Origin of the sequence: Bacillus sp. 5B6 (assembly GCF_000259405.1) — a bacterium.
Classification (GTDB): domain Bacteria; phylum Bacillota; class Bacilli; order Bacillales; family Bacillaceae; genus Bacillus; species Bacillus velezensis.
The window spans coordinates 1614810-1633243 of sequence record NZ_AJST01000001.1 but is presented as its reverse complement, the minus strand read 5'-3'; the positions used below and the strand labels follow the sequence as shown (position 1 = coordinate 1633243).

Below are 18434 nucleotides of genomic sequence, written 5' to 3'. Positions count from 1 at the left end.
TTTATTCTAGAAGTATTTCTGAATCAATACTGACATAGGCACCTTCTAATATGAAAAAGGAGTTCTAAAATAGAAATCTCCTTTTTCATGTGCTAATTATTTTTCTTTATAACGAAAATATCTGAAGTCGGCCGGAATATGATGACCGCTCGTATCTTGGCACTGCATCCCAACAAAAGCTCCTGTAAAGAATCCTCCTCCGCGGATGTAATCATCTGATAATTTTTTCGATTCCAATGCAATGTCGATTTTGTGCCAATCTTCTTTGTTAAATGAATACAAATAATAATATTTTTCGTTTTCAATATTCACTTTTAAATAGACATACTTGACTTCACGAGGAATCACAATTTTATTTTTTAATGGCTGTGAAAAAGAAAAGTTATCACATATCGTTAATTCAAGAATACGGCCAAGTTCTTCATCATACGTGACTTGAAGAGCCGTCCAATTCTCTGTATTGTAATAGTTCACCAAACCAGCGGCTTGCTGAAAATTTTCCGGATAAAACGCAACAGCCGTTTCCGCTTCAAAATGGAGACTTTGCCAGCGTCTGGCTACAAATGCCTGAGTAAATGTCGAAGTTAAGGATTCATGGCCGTATAATCGTAAATGATTTGGCACTTGAGTTAATGATCCTAATTTCTCCGCAAACGGAATTCTTAACGTTTGAAAATTAATATTTAATGTTGTATCCTCAAATTCATCAACTTCCGGATACGTGTCTTCAAACATTGTTTCTGGTATAGAAGGCGCATCCACTTCCAAGCTCCCTTCTTTTCCGCCTGCTACATAAGGCCATTCATCTTTCCAATAGAGCTTTTGAATAGCTGTTTCTCTGCCTAGAGGACAATATCCTCTCTGTTGAAAAATTGAATCATCGTCCGGATGAATGGGACGTCCCGTTAAATGGGCTAAATACCACTCATCTGTATGTGTTTGTACAATGGATGCATGTCCGCATTTTTGCAGCGGATTTTCCGGCGCATGCCATGACGTTAAGATAGGATTATCAGGATGAACTTCATATGGGCCTTCAATATTTGCAGAACGGGCAATTGTAGCAGCGTGTTCGAACCGCGTTCCTCCTTCTGCGGTTAATAAATAATAATAGTTCCCGATACGGTAAAGGTGCGGCGCTTCTGTCAGCTTTCTTTCAGTTCCTTTAAAAATCACTTTCGGTTTGCCGATTAGTTTTTGCTCCTTATCAGAATATTCCTGCATGACAATGCCTCCAAAGGAGTGCCGATCAATACGCTGATCCCATAACATATTTAATAAATATTTTTTCCCATCCGTATCATGGAACAAAGAAGCATCAAATCCCGAGCTGTTTAATGTAATCGGCTCCCCCCACTCACCATTAATCGTGTCACAAGTCACTAAATAATTGTGGCAATCTTTCCAGGCGCCATCTACGACCTTAACATCCGTATAGATCAGCCAAAACTTTCCGTCACTGTAACTTAAACATGGCGCCCAGACCCCGCCTGAGTTAGGGTTTCCTTTCATGTCTAATTGCGATACTCTCTGTAATGGATGTGCAACCAACTGCCAATTGACTAAATCTTTTGAGTGGTGTATCTGGACTCCCGGAAACCACTCAAATGTAGATACAGCGATATAATAATCCTCTCCAACCCTGCAAATACTCGGATCGGGGTTGAATCCTTTAAGTACTGGATTGATAATCTTCATTTTGAACTCCTCCTCAGCTATTTTCTGTTGACTCATCATGTTTTAAGCTTTGAAATCGTCAATATGATCCAAATAAACTTTGTCTCTATTCTCTAATTCTCGAACCATGCTTTTATATTTTTTCTCATCTAAGTTATAGAAATTAATATCAATCATAGCCAGAACCAGTAAGAACACGGGAATAATGGTTGTTGTAATTAAAATTCCCGTCAATGCCTCCGGCGTTTGCACCTGATTTGCCACATATCCAAACTGATCTAGAACCAAACCCGGTACAACCCCTCCCAAGGCCATGCCGAATTTAAAGAAAAATCCGATAATAGCGTATATGAGACCGCCCATTCTTTTCCCGGTCTTATACTCTCCATATTCTATTGTTTCAGGAATAAGCGCCCACATATATCCCCCGGCAGTGAGACTTCCGGCAGCGGCGATTAATCGACAGACAAGTATGAGGTATACATTACTTGGCGGAACAAACAGTAAAGCTAAGAGGCCGATCATATTCAGTAATAATGCATAATTTAGTAATTTCTTCTTCCCTAATAATTGATGAAGCTTTGGAATAAACGGTAAAATGACCAAAGCAGGCAAACTTCCCAACAAACCGTACCACTTCACTAAATCCGCTCTTTCTAAATTATACGTTACGTAATAGATGCCAACCGAATTACTGATTGAATTCACTCCAAAAATAATAATAAAGAAAATACTTAATACAACTAGAGGCCGATTAACACGAAACTGCTCAAATATATCCGAAAATTTAATTTTTTCTTCGGATTTTTGAAGCGTGACACGCTCTTTTGTGCTTTTAAAACAAAAGATTAAAAGACACCCGCCTATAACCCCCATAATACCCATGGTTAGCTGCCAGCCAAGAGATTCGCTGCCGGAAGTATCGCTTAAATAAGCAGCCACTAAGGGAACAAAAAATGCAACGACAAGTCCCCCAAGATTCGCAAATAACATACGGACAGACGTTATACTAACAACTTCTTGATTATTTCTGGTCATAGCAGATGTTAACGCGCCATATGGCACGTTTATCATGGTGTATGTAAGCGATAAGCCGACATAGGTGATATAGGCATATATTAATTTCCCCGTATCCGAAAAATCCGGGGTTGTAAAACAGAGTATTGCCAATATGACAAAGGGAAAAGCTCCGAATAAAAGATACGGTCTAAAGCGGCCAAACCTGCTATTTGTTCTGTCAACTATTGTTCCGATAAAAGGATCAGCGAGAGCGTCGATGATTCTAACCACTAAAAACATCGTACCGGCTGTTGCTGCCGATAAACCAAAAACATCTGTATAGAAGAACAAAAGATACGTAGACACTGTTGCATAAATTAAATTACAAGCAAAATCTCCAGACGCATATCCAACTTTTTCAACCATGCTGATCTTCTTTACATTTTCACTGAGCATGATTTCTCCCCTTTTCGATCCTTTACATAAGGAACATGATGAATGGTATAACATTTTCTTTAAAATTATCGGCCAGTGAGCGGCATATAAAAGCGCTTTCAAAAAATGACAGCGGTTTACTTTCACAGAGCATTTTCAACATCCCAATGGTGATCAGATAGCAGTGAACAGGATAAAAGCTTGGCTTTCGCTTTTTATATACCTCCAATTAAATCGAGCCTCTTATCCCCCTCCCATTTAAAACCTTTACATGATGAACAATTAAAGTGGTTTCATTAGTTTGTTGATCGAACAAACTAACTTGATTTCATATTATAAAATCTTTTCTGCTTTTTCAACTCTTTTTTCAGAGAATTTAAATCGGTCTGAAATAAATTGATTGATTCTCTTCAGCAATTTCACACTGTATTCCCTTTGGATTCAAGCCGTTGAGCTATTCCACTTGTCATACACAATCTCCCCTATGGCCAACAACGGTTTATAATATAGGGCCAGAAGAGCTGAAATCATTCAGTTTAAAACTGAAATCCTAAATTATGAGATAACTGAGGATTGTCATGGCTCACAAAGTTCTTGAAAAAGGAAAATGCAAAGGAAAACCTCTTGACTACGATTAAAACCGAAGCTCTGGAATACTTAAAGATTTGACATGAACAATGTGGATATGACCACGAGTATCTATTTACTACACAGTACATTGGCCAACCAAGACAAATGTCAGAGGGTTAAGCTGACTATTTTTGTTCTGATGTTCTTTCTGATATCCTCGGCCGCCTCATTAACCCCCACCTTTTTAAGGCCTCCTGTATTACTTACCTTCTTGACGTCAAGAAAATTAAGATCGAGCTCGTGAGTAAATATGTTGCACAGCATAATGACGTTTCTACAACAATTAAGCATTACGACCTTCGTGATTTTAAAGAAGAAAAGAATCAAATTTTCTCGTCTCTTCAATCCTCACCAAAGTTCAATTGAGAATATACAACAGCAAATTAATGAATTGTCCTGAAGCTGTTGCTGAATTAACTAGGTTGCTTGATACTAAAGCAGATAAGAATCAATTCGGGTCTAAACAGATTGATGAATCCAAAATCAGTGATGGTAAAGTTCTTGTTTACAACGCAAGTACCGGTAAACTTGAATACGGAAAGATTAAGAAAAGCCTGTTGGGAGACATATCAATTGATTTGCTTTAGGTAGCACTCTTTATGAAATCCCTCTTTTATGCAGAATCAAGATTCCTAAAACAAGAGGGATTTTGATTATTTTTAAAATTCAACAACTCTGATTACTGTCAAAATTAAAAATCGTTTAAGATTGCTTAATATGATATCGAGTCTAAAACACCGTCTTCAAAGTAAAGATACTTGTTTCCTTTGTAAACCCATTGCTCCAATGTCCTTTTTTGATTTATGATCGTCTTAACTCTCAAAGGTCTTCCCCAGCCATTAGTCAAAACCTCTTCAGGTGTCATTCCAATTTTCACATTTTGAGGATCTTCTGTTCGCTCATTGATTTCTTTAATTTTCTCTTCTTTCTCAATTTCATTTTCCCTTTTTTCATCAGCGATTTTCTTTGATTCCTCTAGCGATTTTAATTTTTTTCTATTGCTTTCTTTGACTTTCTTAAAATTCAAACTGTCATGACTTTTAACATAGATCACTTTGTCTAACATAGCGTCAATATAAGAATAAGTATAATAATTGTCAACAGATACTTCTTTGCTTTCTAAGAATTTTATTTTCTTATATGCAGAAGCAATAAAATAATAATCTTTTGTGAAATCATCATTGGAATCTCTAGTTTCTTTTATAACTTGGTCAAATTTGTTACCTTTAATTAAATTTATAAAACGCCAATCTTTATCATTCAAATTATGTTTTTTAATGTTATTATTTTCAGCTAAATTCTTATCTGTTTTTTTAGACTCGGCTTCTTGATTAGAGCATCCGAATAGTAAGCAAATTAAAAGTGCACTTAGTAATAATTTTTTCATTGTAGCCTCCAAACTTTTCCTATACACAGTATAACGTATTAAACATGATTAAAAAACATGATTTCGGTTGAGCTTTTATATGAATTATCTCTTCGTAGGATACAAAAACACTATGATATGAAAGTAAAAGTGCGCTCGCATAATAATTTAAGATTTTTTGTATGTGCCAATTAACCAAATTAAAAGGATATGACCTATATTTGAGTCAAGATTTAAAGATCATTCTCACCCCCAAGCTGATACCTCCTCAAAGACTGTTGAACAGTTAAATCAGCAAATTGAATTTTTAGAGAAAAAGCTAAATTCCCTTAATTAAAAGACCAATATTGATGCCTCTGCTTTATTGACACTTATCAAAAACATCTTAAATCCTTCAATCAAACAGTTAAAGAAACGACAACGGTTACCAGAAATGCTGGTGGTACTGTTAATAAGCAACAAATTAAACACCTATCCCCTTTCTTTTGTTTTGAAGGGGATCCTATCTTATTATTGGTTTACAAAAAATCAAAACAAGAATATGTTACAATTCTTAAGAGGTGAATAGAGTGAAAAAGCTCTTCAAGGTTTTTTTATTTATTTTTATAGGTACTGCTTTTTTAGTTTTTAATGGTTGGCATCTCTTTAATTCCTTTGGCGCTCCGGAATATTATCAAAAAAACAACATTTCTTCTTCTGATATTGCAAAATTTCAAAGAAATTTCAATATACATTTTCCAGATAAAACCCGCTTTATAAAAGCAGAAGAATATCTAACGAGTTTAGGAGGCGATGATTCGATAAAACTTTATATTTCTGTGCCTTCTAATCTAATAAAACAATTATTTGCTGATTATTCTTCCCTACCCATTCATTATAATGATACAAACTTCATTGATTACGGGGTGAATATCACAAAATCCAAGGGCAGCGATACATATATCACACTTCAAACAGCAGATGACAAAGGATATATATTTGATATAAAAAAAGACCCTGAGTGGAGTTATAAGGGCGTCACAGGAACTCAATATCTCACCACTACTATTTTGTATAATGCTCTGTTTATTTTAATCATATATGTCTGTAACAAAATGTATAGAAAACATAAATCTTAATCAATATCCGTATATCAATAACTCTTTAAGTCGAATAAGAAAAAGACCTCTGAATGTTGGAGGTCTTTTTTAAATACTTGATTTTCATTTTTTAATTCTTATGTTCACCTATCAAACCTGGTCCAATGCAATGCAGTGCCTCAGGTGTTTAAGAAACAGCTTGTAAGATCGCTTTTGATCTGTATTATTTCTTGTTCCGTCCATCACAAATTCAAGTTTTCTCCTTTTTTCATTATCTTTTTCAAACAAGCTTAACTGCTGATCAAGCAAGATCGATAAATACCCATCTTTACGATGTGCGTTACCCGCCGCCGGTGTCCGGTATCGTGCGCCACCAGCCTTCTCTTTCTGCTGCTTTACAAGAACAAATTCGAGAATAAACCAATGTTACATGATGACTATAAGCAGGATCAATTTAGAATTCTGCTGTAGAGTTAGATTCATAACTTCAAATTTTTTTGGTCATATTTTGGTCAAGGACCAAAAATATTGTTCTTTAAATCTTATGACCAAAATCAAAAAATCCCCTGACACCAATAGTGCCAAGGGATTGAGAGATTAATATTGAGACATGTATTGTTCGCGCTCCCACGGATGAACCTGTGTGCGGAACATATCCCATTCGATTTCTTTTGCTTCGATGAAGTGTTCGAACAGGTGCTCGCCGAGCGCTGCAACCATGACTTCGTTTGATTTGAATTCGTCGAGAGCTTCCGCCAGTGTCGCCGGAAGGTCTACGATGCCGTTTTCCATGCGCTCTTCTTTGCTCATGACGTAGATGTTGCGGTCAATCGGAGCCGGTGCTTCAAGTTTATTTTTGATTCCGTCAAGGCCTGCTGCAAGCAATACGCTTAACGCCAGGTACGGGTTTGCCGCCGGGTCTACGCTGCGGACTTCAACACGCGTACTGATGCCGCGGGAAGCCGGAATACGGATCAGCGGGCTTCTGTTTTGCGCGCTCCATGCCACGTAGCAAGGTGCTTCATAGCCCGGAACAAGGCGTTTGTAAGAGTTCACTGTCGGGTTTGTGACAGCCGTAAAGCTTGTCGCGTGTTTTACGATACCGGCAATGAAATGTTTTGCTGTTTCACTCAGCTGAAGATCAGCGTCTTTATCAAAGAATGCGTTAACGCTATCTTTAAAGAGTGATAGGTTGCAGTGCATACCGGAACCGTTTACGCCGAACAGCGGTTTTGGCATGAATGTCGCATGCAGACCGTGTTTGCGGGCGATCGTTTTGACAACCAATTTGAAAGTTTGGATGTCGTCACAAGAACGGATGGCACCGGCATATTTAAAATCGATTTCGTGCTGTCCCGGAGCAACTTCATGGTGAGATGCTTCGATTTCAAAGCCCATTTCTTCAAGCTCAAGCACGATATCGCGGCGGCAGTTTTCTCCCAAGTCAGTCGGAGCCAGGTCGAAGTATCCGCCTTTATCGTTCAATTCAAGCGTCGGTTCGCCTTTTTCATCTAATTTAAACAGGAAGAATTCAGGCTCAGGTCCAAGATTGAAATCGCTGAAACCGAGTTCTTTCATTTCTTTCAGAATCCGTTTGAGGTTGTTACGCGGGTCACCTTCGAACGGCGTGCCGTCCGGATTGTAAATGTCACAGATGAAGCGTGCTACTTTACCTTTTTCAGCCGTCCATGGGAAGATTACAAATGTGTTCAGATCAGGATATAAGTACATATCAGACTCTTCGATACGGACGAAACCTTCGATGGAAGAACCGTCGAACATGCATTTATTATCAAGTGCTTTTTCAAGCTGGCTCACAGGAATTTCCACGTTTTTAATCGTTCCGAGAATGTCTGTGAATTGAAGGCGGATATACTTTACGTTTTCCTCATTTACTAATTTTACGATGTCTTCTCTTGTGTACTTTGCCATTTCGTAAAACTCCTCCTCTAAAAGGTAAATGTATATAGCAAAACAGTTGCTAACGGATTAATGAAAGAATCGGGACATGTCACCTTGGCGGAAAGTATTTCCCCGCTGGAAACGGCCTGCCTGCATCAGTTCGTTTTTCAGAAGCTTTCTGAGTTCGTCATCAGACAGATCGTGCTTCATCGGTTTGGCGGTTTTTTCGGATTTTTCTTCCGGTTCGGCAGATGCCTTATCCAGAATTTGTTTGATCCCCGCCATATTGACGCCTTGTTCAATCAGATTTTTGATTTCTAACAGTTTATCTACATCATGGAATGAAAATAATCGTCTATTTCCTTCGCTTCTCGCTGGAAATATCAATCCATTTTCCTCATAATATCGAATTTGCCGGGCAGAAAGTTCTGTTAACTGCATGACAATCCCAATTGGAAATAAAGGCATTGAGCGGCGAATGTTATCACTCATCTCAATTTCCTCCTTTTCTTATCTTAGTCTCATTATAGGTGATGTTATATTTTGTGTCAACACAATGTAAGGAATCTTAACATCGAATTCTTTGAAAATTGCAAACGGCCTAAATCAGCTCTTTTTCCATTAAAGCATTTACGGCGCTGCAAATCGCATTTTTCACGTGCGCGTAGGTTAATCCTCCTTGGACATACGCGACATAAGGCGGTCTGATAGGTCCATCTGCTGATAATTCAATGCTTGCCCCCTGTACGAAAGTGCCCGCTGCCATAATGACATCGTCTTCATATCCCGGCATATAGCTCGGATAAGGCGTCACATGCGCATTAATCGGGGAAGCATATTGTATCGCCTGGCAAAAAGCGATCATCTTATCAGGGTCCTGAAACTCAACTGATTGAATCAGATCCGTTCTCGGCGCATTCCAAGCAGGGTTTGACGTAAAGCCGAGCTTTTCAAGAAAACGGGCGGTAAATACCGCTCCCTTCAAGCTTTGCGCCACTACATGCGGAGCGAGAAAGAAACCTTGATACATTTCCTGCAGCGAATAAAGCGAAGCCCCGGCTTCACTTCCGATTCCCGGGGAGGTCATCCGGTAAGAGCAGGCCTCAATCCACTTGGCTTTCCCTACAAGATAGCCGCCCGTTTTAGCAAGGCCGCCGCCCGGGTTTTTAATCAGGGAGCCGGCCATAAGATCCGCTCCGACGTGGCAGGGTTCCCGCTCTTCTGCAAATTCTCCGTAGCAATTGTCCACAAAAACAATGACATCTTCTTTGATTTCCTTTACGAAACGAATCATCTCTTCAATTTCATTTATTCTGAAAGATGGACGATTCGCATATCCTTTTGAACGCTGGATGCCGATCACTTTTGTATTCGGCCGGATTGCAGCCCGGACCGCTTCAAAGTCCACTCTGCCTTCTGATGTTAAATCGACTGCATTATATCCGATTTGAAATTCCTTCAGCGAGCCTGAATACTCCCCGCCTCTTACTCCGACGATTTCCTCGAGTGTATCGTAAGGCTTGCCTGTTATATAAAGCAATTCGTCCCCGGGTCTCAGCACACCGAAGAGCGCGATTGAAATCGCATGCGTTCCGGAAATGATTTGCGGCCGCACGAGTCCCGCCTCTCCTCCGAACACATCAGCATAGATCTTCTCCAATGTATCTCGTCCGATATCATCATAACCGTATCCGGTTGAAGGCGTAAAATGCGTATCGCTTACTTTATGTTTTCTGTAGCTTTGCAGGACTCTCCATTCATTCCGTTCACTGATTTCTTCTATTCTTTTATGAACGGCGGAGATTTCCGCTTCTGTTTCTTCGGCGGTTTTTTGTAAAAGAGCGCCGTGGGTCAGTGTGTCAAACATGTTGTGTATACCTTCCTTACATGAATTTCTTCAGTTCTCCGAGTATGCTTTGTTCTTCCTGTACATAACCTGAGACTTCGTAGCGTTCATTTTCTTCATTAAAATAAAGGCTGTCGATCATGGTCTCTGATTTGATGCGTGACATCAATTTGCCTTCGGCGGCAGGCACATGAACTTCATACGGCGTCATCAGCTCCCGGCGCAAATAAGCTTCGATTTCCGCTTTTAGTTTTGCTTCATCCCCGGCGATTCTGGCGCTGATCATGATGTGGCCTTCTCCCGCTGTCGGGATGAAGTCAGGAAGTGTCTCATCACGTTTGTTATAAGCGGTCAGCACCGGAATATCATCTGCCTCAAGCTCTTTTAACAGACCGAGGACCGTCTGTTCATGTCCGGCATAATCTTCATTGGATGAATCAATGACATGAATGATCAAGTCTGCTTCCTTCACTTCCTCAAGCGTTGAGCGGAAAGCGGCAATCAGCGTCGTCGGCAGATCCTGAATGAAGCCGACCGTATCAGACAAAAGGACGCTGTAGCCGCTTGGGAGCGCCATCTTTCTCGTCATCGGATCAAGTGTTGCAAACAGCAGATCTTCTTCATAGCTGTCTGAGCTCGTTAATTTATTGAACCATGTTGATTTTCCGGCATTGGTATACCCGACGAGCGCAGCCTGAAGCACGCCGTTCTTTTTTCGTCTCTCCCGATAACGGCTTCTGTGGCGGATAACCGTTGAAAGCTGCACGTTAATTTCGTGTATGCGGTTTCTAATGTGGCGCCGGTCTGTTTCAAGCTTTGTCTCACCGGGCCCTCTCGTCCCGATTCCGCCGCCTTGTCTTGAGAGGTTGATTCCTTGTCCGCTCAGACGCGGCAGCGCGTATTGAAGCTGGGCCAATTCGATCTGAAGCTTTCCTTCTCTCGTCTTCGCCCTTTTTGCGAAAATATCCAAAATAAGCTGCGTGCGGTCGATGATCTTCGCTTCAATTGCAGTGGCGAGTGATTTAAGCTGACTCGGTGACAGTTCATCATTAAAAATGACCAGATCCGCTTCAAGCTCTTCACACAGCGCCTTCAGCTCGTCTACTTTCCCCTTGCCTATATATGTAGCGGCATCCGCTCTGTTCCGTTTTTGCGTAATCCGGGTCAGCACCGTTCCGTCAGCCGTTTTTGTCAATGAAGCAAGCTCTTCCATGGAATGTTCAAAGTGCTCATCTGTCATGTGCGGAAGCTGGCAGCCGACCAAAATGACCGTTTCTTTTTTTCCTTCCTGTTCGTTCAAATGGATGTTCCTTTCTGTGTCGTATTGGGCAGTAGTACTATCATACCAAACCCGCAGGGCGTATACCACACATCCGGCGGGTTTTAAAGAGAGAAATAAAAAAGAGACCCCTCAGACCGGCTGAGAGGTCTATTCGTGAGCTGCCGCCTCATCTTGTATAAGTAAATCCTGGCTCTTGATCGTCATTAAATCGTTTTTTAAATATTGGTCTCCCATTAAAAGTCTCATGGCCTGAGCGCGGATCGATTTTTCAATCACGTTTCTGACAAAGCGCCCGTTGCTGAATTTAATGGGGCTTGTCGTGCTTTTCACTGTCATTAAGTAATCTTTTAACTTCCACTCGGCTTCCTGGCTTAATTGATACTCCCGCTCTGCTATCATGCGCTTTGCGATGTCCATCAGCTGAGTGACAGAGTAATCCGGAAAGTCGATGCTGATAGGGAAACGCGATTGCAGGCCGGGATTTAATGACAGGAAATGTGTCATTTCTCTCGAGTACCCTGCCAGGATCAGAATAAATTCATGCTGTTTGTCTTCCATATGCTTGACAAGCGTATCAATCGCCTCTTTACCGAAATCCTTTTCTCCGCCCCTTGCAAGTGAGTATGCCTCATCAATGAATAAAATGCCCCCGAGCGATTTTTTAATCAGATCTCTCGTTTTTTGCGCCGTGTGTCCGATGTATTCACCGACCAGATCGGCACGTTCCGCTTCGATCAGATGTCCTTTGGAAAGCACGTTCATTTCGAAGAAAAGCTTGCCGATCAGTCTCGCAACGGTGGTTTTCCCGGTGCCGGGGTTCCCTTTGAACATCATATGAAGAGCTTGTTTTCCGACTTTCAGCCCTTGTTCGGCCCGTTTTTGGTTGACGAATATCCACGCGTAAATTTCTTTAATATTGCGTTTCATTTCTTCCATACCCACTAATGTGTTCATTTCTTTTTCAATTTCTTTCAGAATGCTGTGTTTGGCTTCATTTTTTTGCAGGGCGGCCTGATATTCCGCCTCAGCTTCCGCATTTGTCAGCACTTGCTTTTGGCCATTAAGAATGATGTTAATTTGTCCGTTATTTTTATAGGTTACAGCGCGCTCCAACATGCTCACCTCTCTGTTCTCTCTTTATCTTACTCATGATGAAGCGGTTCCGTGACATCCGCCTATCATCATGAGACCCGTTTTCCTCTTTATTTGTCACTTTTTCCGTTCTCTTCGGGAATGATGTTGAATCCTGCGCTTTCCCGAGAAATATTTTTCATTTCTTATTGTATTCAACAGAAACGGGGGGACAAACCATTTATTTTTATTTTCCGGGAAATGTTGGGTGTATTTCTCATTTTTTTCATGAATGACAGCCGTACAAGCACCTTTTGAATATCATCATATGCTGTAATGAGGTGATGGAGAATGGTTAAAATTTTTATAGACCCCGGTCATGGCGGAACTGATTCAGGTGCAACCGGAAACGGACTTCAGGAAAAAGCGGTCACGCTGGAGATCGCGCTGGCTTTGCGCACGATTCTGACGAATGAGTATGAAGGAGTTTCTGTCTTGATGAGCAGGACAAGCGATAAGACGGTCAGCCTGACGGAAAGAACGGATGCCGCCAACAGCTGGGGCGCAGATTATTTTTTATCCATTCATATTAACTCAGGAGGCGGAACCGGATTCGAAAGCTATATTTACCCCGGTGTCGGAGCGCCGACCTCGACTTACCAATCAGCCGTCCACACGCAAGTGATTCAAGCATCGGGTTTTAATGACCGAGGAAAAAAAACAGCCAACTTCCATGTGCTGCGGGAGACAAGTATGCCGGCGATTTTGACGGAGAATGGTTTTGTTGATACGTCAGCTGATGCAAACAAACTGAAAACAGCCAGTTTTATTGAAAGCCTTGCAAGAGGACATGCCAAGGGCTTGGAGCAAGCTTTCGGTCTAAAAAAAAAGGCTGACTTATATAAAGTGCAAATCGGTGCATTCAAAGTGAAAGCAAATGCTGATGCGCTTGCCGCCGATGCGGAGTCTAAAGGTTTTGACGCGATTGTGCTTCCAAAAGGCGGCTTATTTAAAGTGCAGATCGGCGCATTCTCTTCCAGAGATTATGCTGAAGCGTTGGCCGCGCGGGCCGAAAAAGCCGGATTTGATGCCTTCATTGTGCAAGACTAAATGAAAAAACCCCTGCTCTCCCTTTTTTGGGACGAACAGGGGTTTTTTGTTATTGAAGTATATCGGCGACAAACTGAGACCAAGCTTCAAGACGCTGATACACATTTTCCTCTTTCAGTTCGCTCAGTTTCATCCAGCGCCCGGCGATTTGATCTTTTTCTTTCACTTCGACTTGTGCCGCAGACGCTAACTGCAGCGCAGAAAGGATGCCGATATGCACCTTCCCTACATCGTTTTCATCATCATTGATCAGGCCGAGTGTGACAATGTTTTGTTTGTCCTCCTCGCGAATGTACAGTTCTTCTGCCAGCTCCCGGTCGGTATTCTGTTTCAGCACTTCCGAAAATGAAGCCGCCCCTTCCATAGGGTTCATGTGTCCGCCGAAGCCGAGAGAAAGCTTATTATGGAGGCGCGATTCCCCTCCGCCCGCAAGCCGTTCATACACAAACACCTCATCATCGCGGCGGATGACGACATACGGAATCGGCTGTTTAAATCGCGGGTCCTCTTCCGCGTCGCCTCTTCTGATTTCAAAAAAATGCGCCTCAATTTGAGCCATAATTTTTACGATACGTTCATCCTCGCTGTTGACTCCCTGAAATGTCAGCATTTCGTTTTGAAAAACGTCACTCCGCGGTACAGCCAAGATGATTTCATCCATTTTATTCATGCCCGTTCCTCCTGTCTTACCTCTCCACTCAAGCCAAAAGAGCAGATATTATATCTGCTCTTCATCTTGGCCAAAATAAAAATCTTCGTCCTTAATCGGTTCTACCGTCGCCTTTTTGTAGCCGTTCCCTTTCATGGAGAAGAAATCATGTGATTTTGTTTTGGTGTTTAATCCGTTTAATACGATCGGATTAATATCCTCTTCTTCAAAGTAAGGATCGAACCCTAAGTTCATCAAAGCTTTATTGGCGTTATAGCGGATGAATTTCTTTACATCGTGTGAGAGTCCGACTTGATCGTACAAGTCCTCTGTATATTCAAGCTCATTTTCATATAACTGATTCAGAAGGTCAATCGCAAATTCACGAAGCTCTGCTTTTTTCTCTTCTGTCTGTTTATTATAAATTTCCTGAGCAAGGAGACCGACATACACGCCGTGAATCGCTTCGTCACGAAGGATCAGGTTAATGATCTCACCGCTTTGCATCAGTTTTCCTTGTCCGTAGAAATATAACGGATAATAGAAACCGCTGTAGAAAAGGAAGCTTTCCAGATAGACGGAAGCAACCATCGCTTTGAACAGTGAAATTTCATCATCTTTTTGAATGGCTTTGTAAAGCCCGACAATCATTTGCGCTTTTTTCTGCAAATATTTATTTTGTTTAACCCATTCAAATACTTCATTAATCGTTTCAGTCGGAGCAAGCGTCATAAAAATATTTGAATATGATTTTGCGTGCACCGCGTTTTCCATCATCGCCATGAAATTAAGAACCGCTTTTCGCTGATGACCTTCGACGTGCTCGGCCACAATCGGCATGCCCGTGTTCCCCTGCTCTGTATCAAGCAGTGTCAGGCCGGCAAGCACCTTCATGTACGTATCCTGCTCATTTTTACCCAAATACTTCCAAGTGAGAAGATCGCCGTTTAATGCGATCTCTTCCGGAAGCCAAAACTGCTTTACATTTTGGTTGTAAAACATTTGGGTGAAATCATCTTCATGCTTTGACCAGTTTGCTGCGTCATAAATTTTTGTCACTGTAAACTCTCCTTTAATCAAACGACACAAGAAAGACAGCTGTCCTGCCCGGTATCTTTCGTTCTTGCATAGTAAATGGTTTTGATGCCTCTATGGTGGGCATACAGATCAATACGATTCAGATCACGAGTTGTCATCGTATCTTTCAAAAACAGGGTAAAGCTGATTCCCTGATCGATATGCTGCTGGATTGTCGCGATCATATCCACCACTTTGAACATGTCCATATCATAAGCTTCTTTGTAGAAGAACCAGTTATTAGACGCTAACCCCGGCATCGGGTAATACGTTTTTGAATTTCCGTATGTTCTTTCTTCGATCCGTTCCATGATCGGCATAACGGACGCCGTGCTGGATTGGACGTAGGAAATGGAGCCTGTCGGCGCGATGCACAGTCTGTAGCTGTGGTACATGCCGTTTTCAGCGACAAACGCCTTCAGCTCTTTCCAGTCTTCGATTGTCGGAATGTGCATGCCTTCAAAGAGCGCAGCGATTTTTTCGTATGCCGGTGAGAACTCTTTTTCGATGTATTTATTGAAATATTCTCCCGTTGCATAAGTGGAGCCTTCATAATGCTCAAACGTTTCGCCTTTTTCTTTCGCAAGCTCAGCTGAACGCTGAATGGAATAAAAGTTCACCATCATAAAGAACGTATTCGCGAAATCTCTTGCTTCCGGGCTTTCATACGCGATGCCGTTTTGGGCCAGGTAACCGTGAAGGTTCATAGCGCCTAAACCGATGGACTTCATCGCTTTGTTCGCGCGTCTGACTGCCGGCGCGTTGCGGATATCCGTCGTCTCAGATACATGAGTCAGGGAATCCGTCGCGAGTTTCACCGTGCGCTCAATCGATTTATGTTTCATGACATTCAGTATATTTAATGAACCAAGGTTGCAGGAAATGTCCAAGCCGATTTCGTCTTCCTCGTCATAATCTGTGTAAGCCGAAACCTGTGACGCCTGAAGCACTTCAGAGCAAAGGTTCGAGAATTTCACTTTTGATACGTGGTTATTCGCGTGCTCTTTGTTTACGTTATCCTGGAACATAATGTACGGATAACCTGACTCAGAACGGAGAACGGCAAGCTTTTCAAGCAGTTTGCGCGCATTCACTTTTTCTTTTTTGACACGCGGGTTGTCGACAAGCTCTTCATACATCGCCGTCATGTCCATTTCGTCCATATGCTGGCCGTATTCTTTATAAATCGTATGCGGATAGAATACATAAGCCGCTTTATCCTCACGTGCAAGCTCAACGAACTTATCCGGAATGACGACACCGATAGAAAGCGTTTTGACGCGCACATCTTCATCCGCAGAAATCTTTTTCGTATCAAGAAAATCATTGATATCGCGGTGGAAAATATTTAAATACGCCGCGCCTGAGCCTTGTCTTTGGCCCATTTGGTCAGCGTAACGGAACGCATTATCAAGAAGCTTCATGACGCCTACAACACCTTTTGTGGCGTTTTCAACATCTTTAATCGCTTCGCCTTTCGCGCGAAGCTTGGACAGATTAAGAGAAACCCCGCCGCCCAATTTAGACAGCTGCATGGAAATATCGATCGCCCGTGAAATATCGTTTAAGGAATCGTTGACTTCGAGCAAGAAGCAGCTCACCAGTTCTCCGCGGCGTTTTCTGCCGGCATTCAAAAACGTCGGTGTACTCGGCTGATATTCCTGATTGATCATCAGGTTTACATATTCTTTTGCTTTCTCAGTGTCGCCGTTTGCGAAGAACAGCGCAACGATTGAGATTCGGTCCTCATAACGCTCGAGGATTCTTTTCTTGTCATTCGTTTTCAAAGCATAGTCATTATAGAATTTAAACGCACTCATGAAGGAAGGAAAACGAAACTTCTTTGCGTAAGCTGTCTTAAACACTTCTTTAATGTCTTCAAAAGAGTAAAGGCTTAAGAATTCCTCTTCGTAGTATTGGTTTTCAATCAAATAATCCAGCTTCTCTTTTAAATCGTGAAAGTAAACTGTGTTTTGATTGATATAGTCAACAAAATAGCTATGTACAGCCTCTTTATCTTTATCAAACTGGAATTTTCCATCTTGTTGGATCATGATTTCGTTATTTAACTGGATCCATTTTGGCACTTGATTTTGTGACAACTCTTTCTACCTCCTGAGTAAACAATTCAACGTCTTTAGATGTGCCGCTGAGTTCAAATTTGTGCAAGATCGGCACCTGATATTGTCTTGAAATGGTATCGGCGCTTTTTGCAAAGTTATCGCCCCATACTTTGTTGCCGCTCGCAGCGACTCCTAATAAGAGATGGGCGTATTTTTCGAGAAATGATTGTGTTGATGCCGGTACCTGACCGAAGTTTGTCGTGTAGGTGACCAAAACAAACGGAGTGTCCACGTGGTCCGTTTCGTCCACCTTGCGGATCAGCTGAAAGTCTGTTTTATTCACAAAACGCTGAACATTCCCTGTCTTTGAATCAAATATGATTTGAACCATCCTTATCACGACCTATCAAAAATAATGAATCTCTTAACACTATATATAGTATACTAACCTCTCAGAAAAACACAACATATTGAGATCGATTTATAAAAAATTCATATTTTTGAAAGAGCGGACTTTGGCTCTGGCCCGATTAACGCCCAAAAAAGAGAGCAGAACGAGAATCATCTCTCATCCTACTCAAGGTGTCATGTGTAAGCCGATGTCTATCATAACATGAAAAAAAACTGCTTAGTAGTCTAGACTTTTATTCTTATTTTTTGTAAGAATCACATTTTTTTTCGCTTTCAACGGTTTCTTCAATCTCCACATCAGCACCGATTTCTTTCAGTACGGCTTTCAGAGCGCTTGTGATGGAAGCCTCTCTGATCAGTTCTTTGCCGTCAACGATGATGCTGGTTCCATATTCATAGCAGGAATCATCTTCACAAGTTTCTTCCCAATGGTTGATTATCACCTTGTGTTTCAATCGTCTCACCCTCTGCATGATCAATGTCAGTACTTAGTGTAGCTTGTGCGGCCCGCTTTGTAAATTCGAACGCTTGTGAAATTTATTCAAGCTCATCCAGCGCCGTTTCTTTTTTCAGTTCAATTTTATTCGTTTTTTCATCATAGCGGTATATTTTTAAGTATCCGTCCTCAACGATGCCGAAACGATTATGTTCCAGCTGCACCATGCCTTCTGTCTGCGGTTCGGTATCCGTTGAGCCGCCGTCATCATCCGTTACCACCGTCTCATGATTGCTGCAAGCTCCAAACAGCAAAAAAACAGCGATCCAAACGAGCGTAATTCTGATTCTTCTCAGTTCATTTTCACTTTCGAACACGATTTTCCGAACCCCCTTTTATGC

The 18434-nt window shown here is 41.6% G+C and carries 16 protein-coding genes and 3 pseudogenes; 4 read left to right on the top strand and 15 right to left on the bottom strand.

Translation table 11 applies throughout. The annotated features are described in order from the left end of the window. Nucleotides 1–96: 96 nt before the first annotated feature. Both xynB and MY7_RS07670 read right to left on the bottom strand, forming a co-directional pair. Nucleotides 97–1698 carry a xylan 1,4-beta-xylosidase gene (gene xynB / locus MY7_RS07675; RefSeq protein ID WP_029325922.1) on the bottom strand — a complete coding sequence of 534 codons (1602 nt, stop codon included), beginning with the start codon at nucleotides 1696–1698 and terminating at the stop codon, nucleotides 97–99. Between the two features lie 42 nt (nucleotides 1699–1740). Next, on the bottom strand, nucleotides 1741–3132 hold the full coding sequence (locus tag MY7_RS07670) for an MFS transporter (RefSeq protein WP_007611656.1): 1392 nt from the start codon (nucleotides 3130–3132) through the stop codon (nucleotides 1741–1743). 464 nt (nucleotides 3133–3596) lie between these two features. Here MY7_RS07670 and MY7_RS19140 point away from each other — a divergent pair. After that, nucleotides 3597–4107: pseudogene (locus MY7_RS19140) on the top strand (tyrosine-type recombinase/integrase); the annotation flags it as partial. A gap of 346 nt (nucleotides 4108–4453) precedes the next feature. Here the strand turns inward: MY7_RS19140 and MY7_RS07655 are convergent. Further along, a complete protein-coding gene (locus tag MY7_RS07655) occupies nucleotides 4454–5128 on the bottom strand; it encodes a hypothetical protein (RefSeq protein ID WP_007611647.1) in 675 nt (224 codons plus the stop codon). A 200-nt stretch (nucleotides 5129–5328) separates the two neighbouring features. Between MY7_RS07655 and MY7_RS20145 the strand changes: the two are divergent. Continuing rightward, nucleotides 5329–5575: pseudogene (locus tag MY7_RS20145) on the top strand (transglycosylase); the annotation flags it as partial. Nucleotides 5576–5676: 101 nt separating this feature from the next. After that, nucleotides 5677–6225, top strand: a complete 549-nt coding sequence (locus MY7_RS07650; protein ID WP_007611645.1) for a hypothetical protein — start codon at nucleotides 5677–5679, stop codon at nucleotides 6223–6225. 148 nt (nucleotides 6226–6373) lie between these two features. Here MY7_RS07650 and MY7_RS19895 read toward each other — a convergent pair. From MY7_RS19895 to spoVK, 6 genes and pseudogenes are all read right to left on the bottom strand, one after another. Then, nucleotides 6374–6492, bottom strand: a pseudogene (locus MY7_RS19895) (DNA polymerase); the annotation flags it as partial. A gap of 291 nt (nucleotides 6493–6783) precedes the next feature. After that, entirely contained in the window at nucleotides 6784–8118 is a 1335-nt protein-coding gene (gene glnA / locus MY7_RS07645; protein WP_007410365.1) for a type I glutamate--ammonia ligase, read from the bottom strand. 57 nt (nucleotides 8119–8175) lie between these two features. Then, the gene (glnR, locus tag MY7_RS07640) at nucleotides 8176–8580 is read right to left on the bottom strand and encodes a transcriptional repressor GlnR (RefSeq protein ID WP_007611631.1); all 405 of its coding nucleotides are present in this window, start codon (nucleotides 8578–8580) and stop codon (nucleotides 8176–8178) included. A 109-nt stretch (nucleotides 8581–8689) separates the two neighbouring features. Then, nucleotides 8690–9955 (bottom strand): methionine gamma-lyase family protein, encoded by a 1266-nt coding sequence (locus tag MY7_RS07635; RefSeq protein ID WP_007410367.1) that lies wholly within the window; start codon nucleotides 9953–9955, stop codon nucleotides 8690–8692. Nucleotides 9956–9971: 16 nt separating this feature from the next. Beyond that, nucleotides 9972–11234 (bottom strand): GTPase HflX, encoded by a 1263-nt coding sequence (gene hflX / locus MY7_RS07630; protein ID WP_029325919.1) that lies wholly within the window; start codon nucleotides 11232–11234, stop codon nucleotides 9972–9974. 129 nt (nucleotides 11235–11363) lie between these two features. After that, nucleotides 11364–12332: a stage V sporulation protein K gene (spoVK, locus tag MY7_RS07625; protein ID WP_007611621.1), complete on the bottom strand. Its 969-nt coding sequence runs from the start codon at nucleotides 12330–12332 to the stop codon at nucleotides 11364–11366. A 306-nt stretch (nucleotides 12333–12638) separates the two neighbouring features. Here spoVK and MY7_RS07615 point away from each other — a divergent pair, with 306 nt between their 5' ends. Continuing rightward, nucleotides 12639–13397, top strand: a complete 759-nt coding sequence (locus MY7_RS07615; protein WP_007611615.1) for an N-acetylmuramoyl-L-alanine amidase — start codon at nucleotides 12639–12641, stop codon at nucleotides 13395–13397. Between the two features lie 49 nt (nucleotides 13398–13446). On the opposite strand, the gene MY7_RS07610 is transcribed toward MY7_RS07615, so the two are convergent. The 6 genes from MY7_RS07610 to MY7_RS07585 form a co-directional block, all read right to left on the bottom strand. Next, complete coding sequence (locus MY7_RS07610; protein ID WP_007611614.1) at nucleotides 13447–14067, bottom strand: hypothetical protein; 621 nt, start codon at nucleotides 14065–14067, stop codon at nucleotides 13447–13449. 48 nt (nucleotides 14068–14115) lie between these two features. After that, nucleotides 14116–15105, bottom strand: coding sequence for a class 1b ribonucleoside-diphosphate reductase subunit beta (nrdF, locus tag MY7_RS07605; RefSeq protein WP_012117608.1), 990 nt, complete (start codon nucleotides 15103–15105; stop codon nucleotides 14116–14118). A 17-nt stretch (nucleotides 15106–15122) separates the two neighbouring features. Further along, complete coding sequence (gene nrdE, locus MY7_RS07600; RefSeq protein ID WP_007611605.1) at nucleotides 15123–17225, bottom strand: class 1b ribonucleoside-diphosphate reductase subunit alpha; 2103 nt, start codon at nucleotides 17223–17225, stop codon at nucleotides 15123–15125. Next, complete coding sequence (gene nrdI / locus MY7_RS07595) at nucleotides 17185–17577, bottom strand: class Ib ribonucleoside-diphosphate reductase assembly flavoprotein NrdI (RefSeq protein WP_003154061.1); 393 nt, start codon at nucleotides 17575–17577, stop codon at nucleotides 17185–17187. The genes nrdE and nrdI overlap by 41 nt, the downstream gene beginning before the upstream one ends. Nucleotides 17578–17836: 259 nt before the next feature. Further along, nucleotides 17837–18052 carry a hypothetical protein gene (locus MY7_RS07590; RefSeq protein WP_003154062.1) on the bottom strand — a complete coding sequence of 72 codons (216 nt, stop codon included), beginning with the start codon at nucleotides 18050–18052 and terminating at the stop codon, nucleotides 17837–17839. An 82-nt stretch (nucleotides 18053–18134) separates the two neighbouring features. Further along, entirely contained in the window at nucleotides 18135–18410 is a 276-nt protein-coding gene (locus MY7_RS07585; protein WP_007611597.1) for a YmzC family protein, read from the bottom strand. Between the last annotated feature and the right edge of the window lie 24 nt (nucleotides 18411–18434).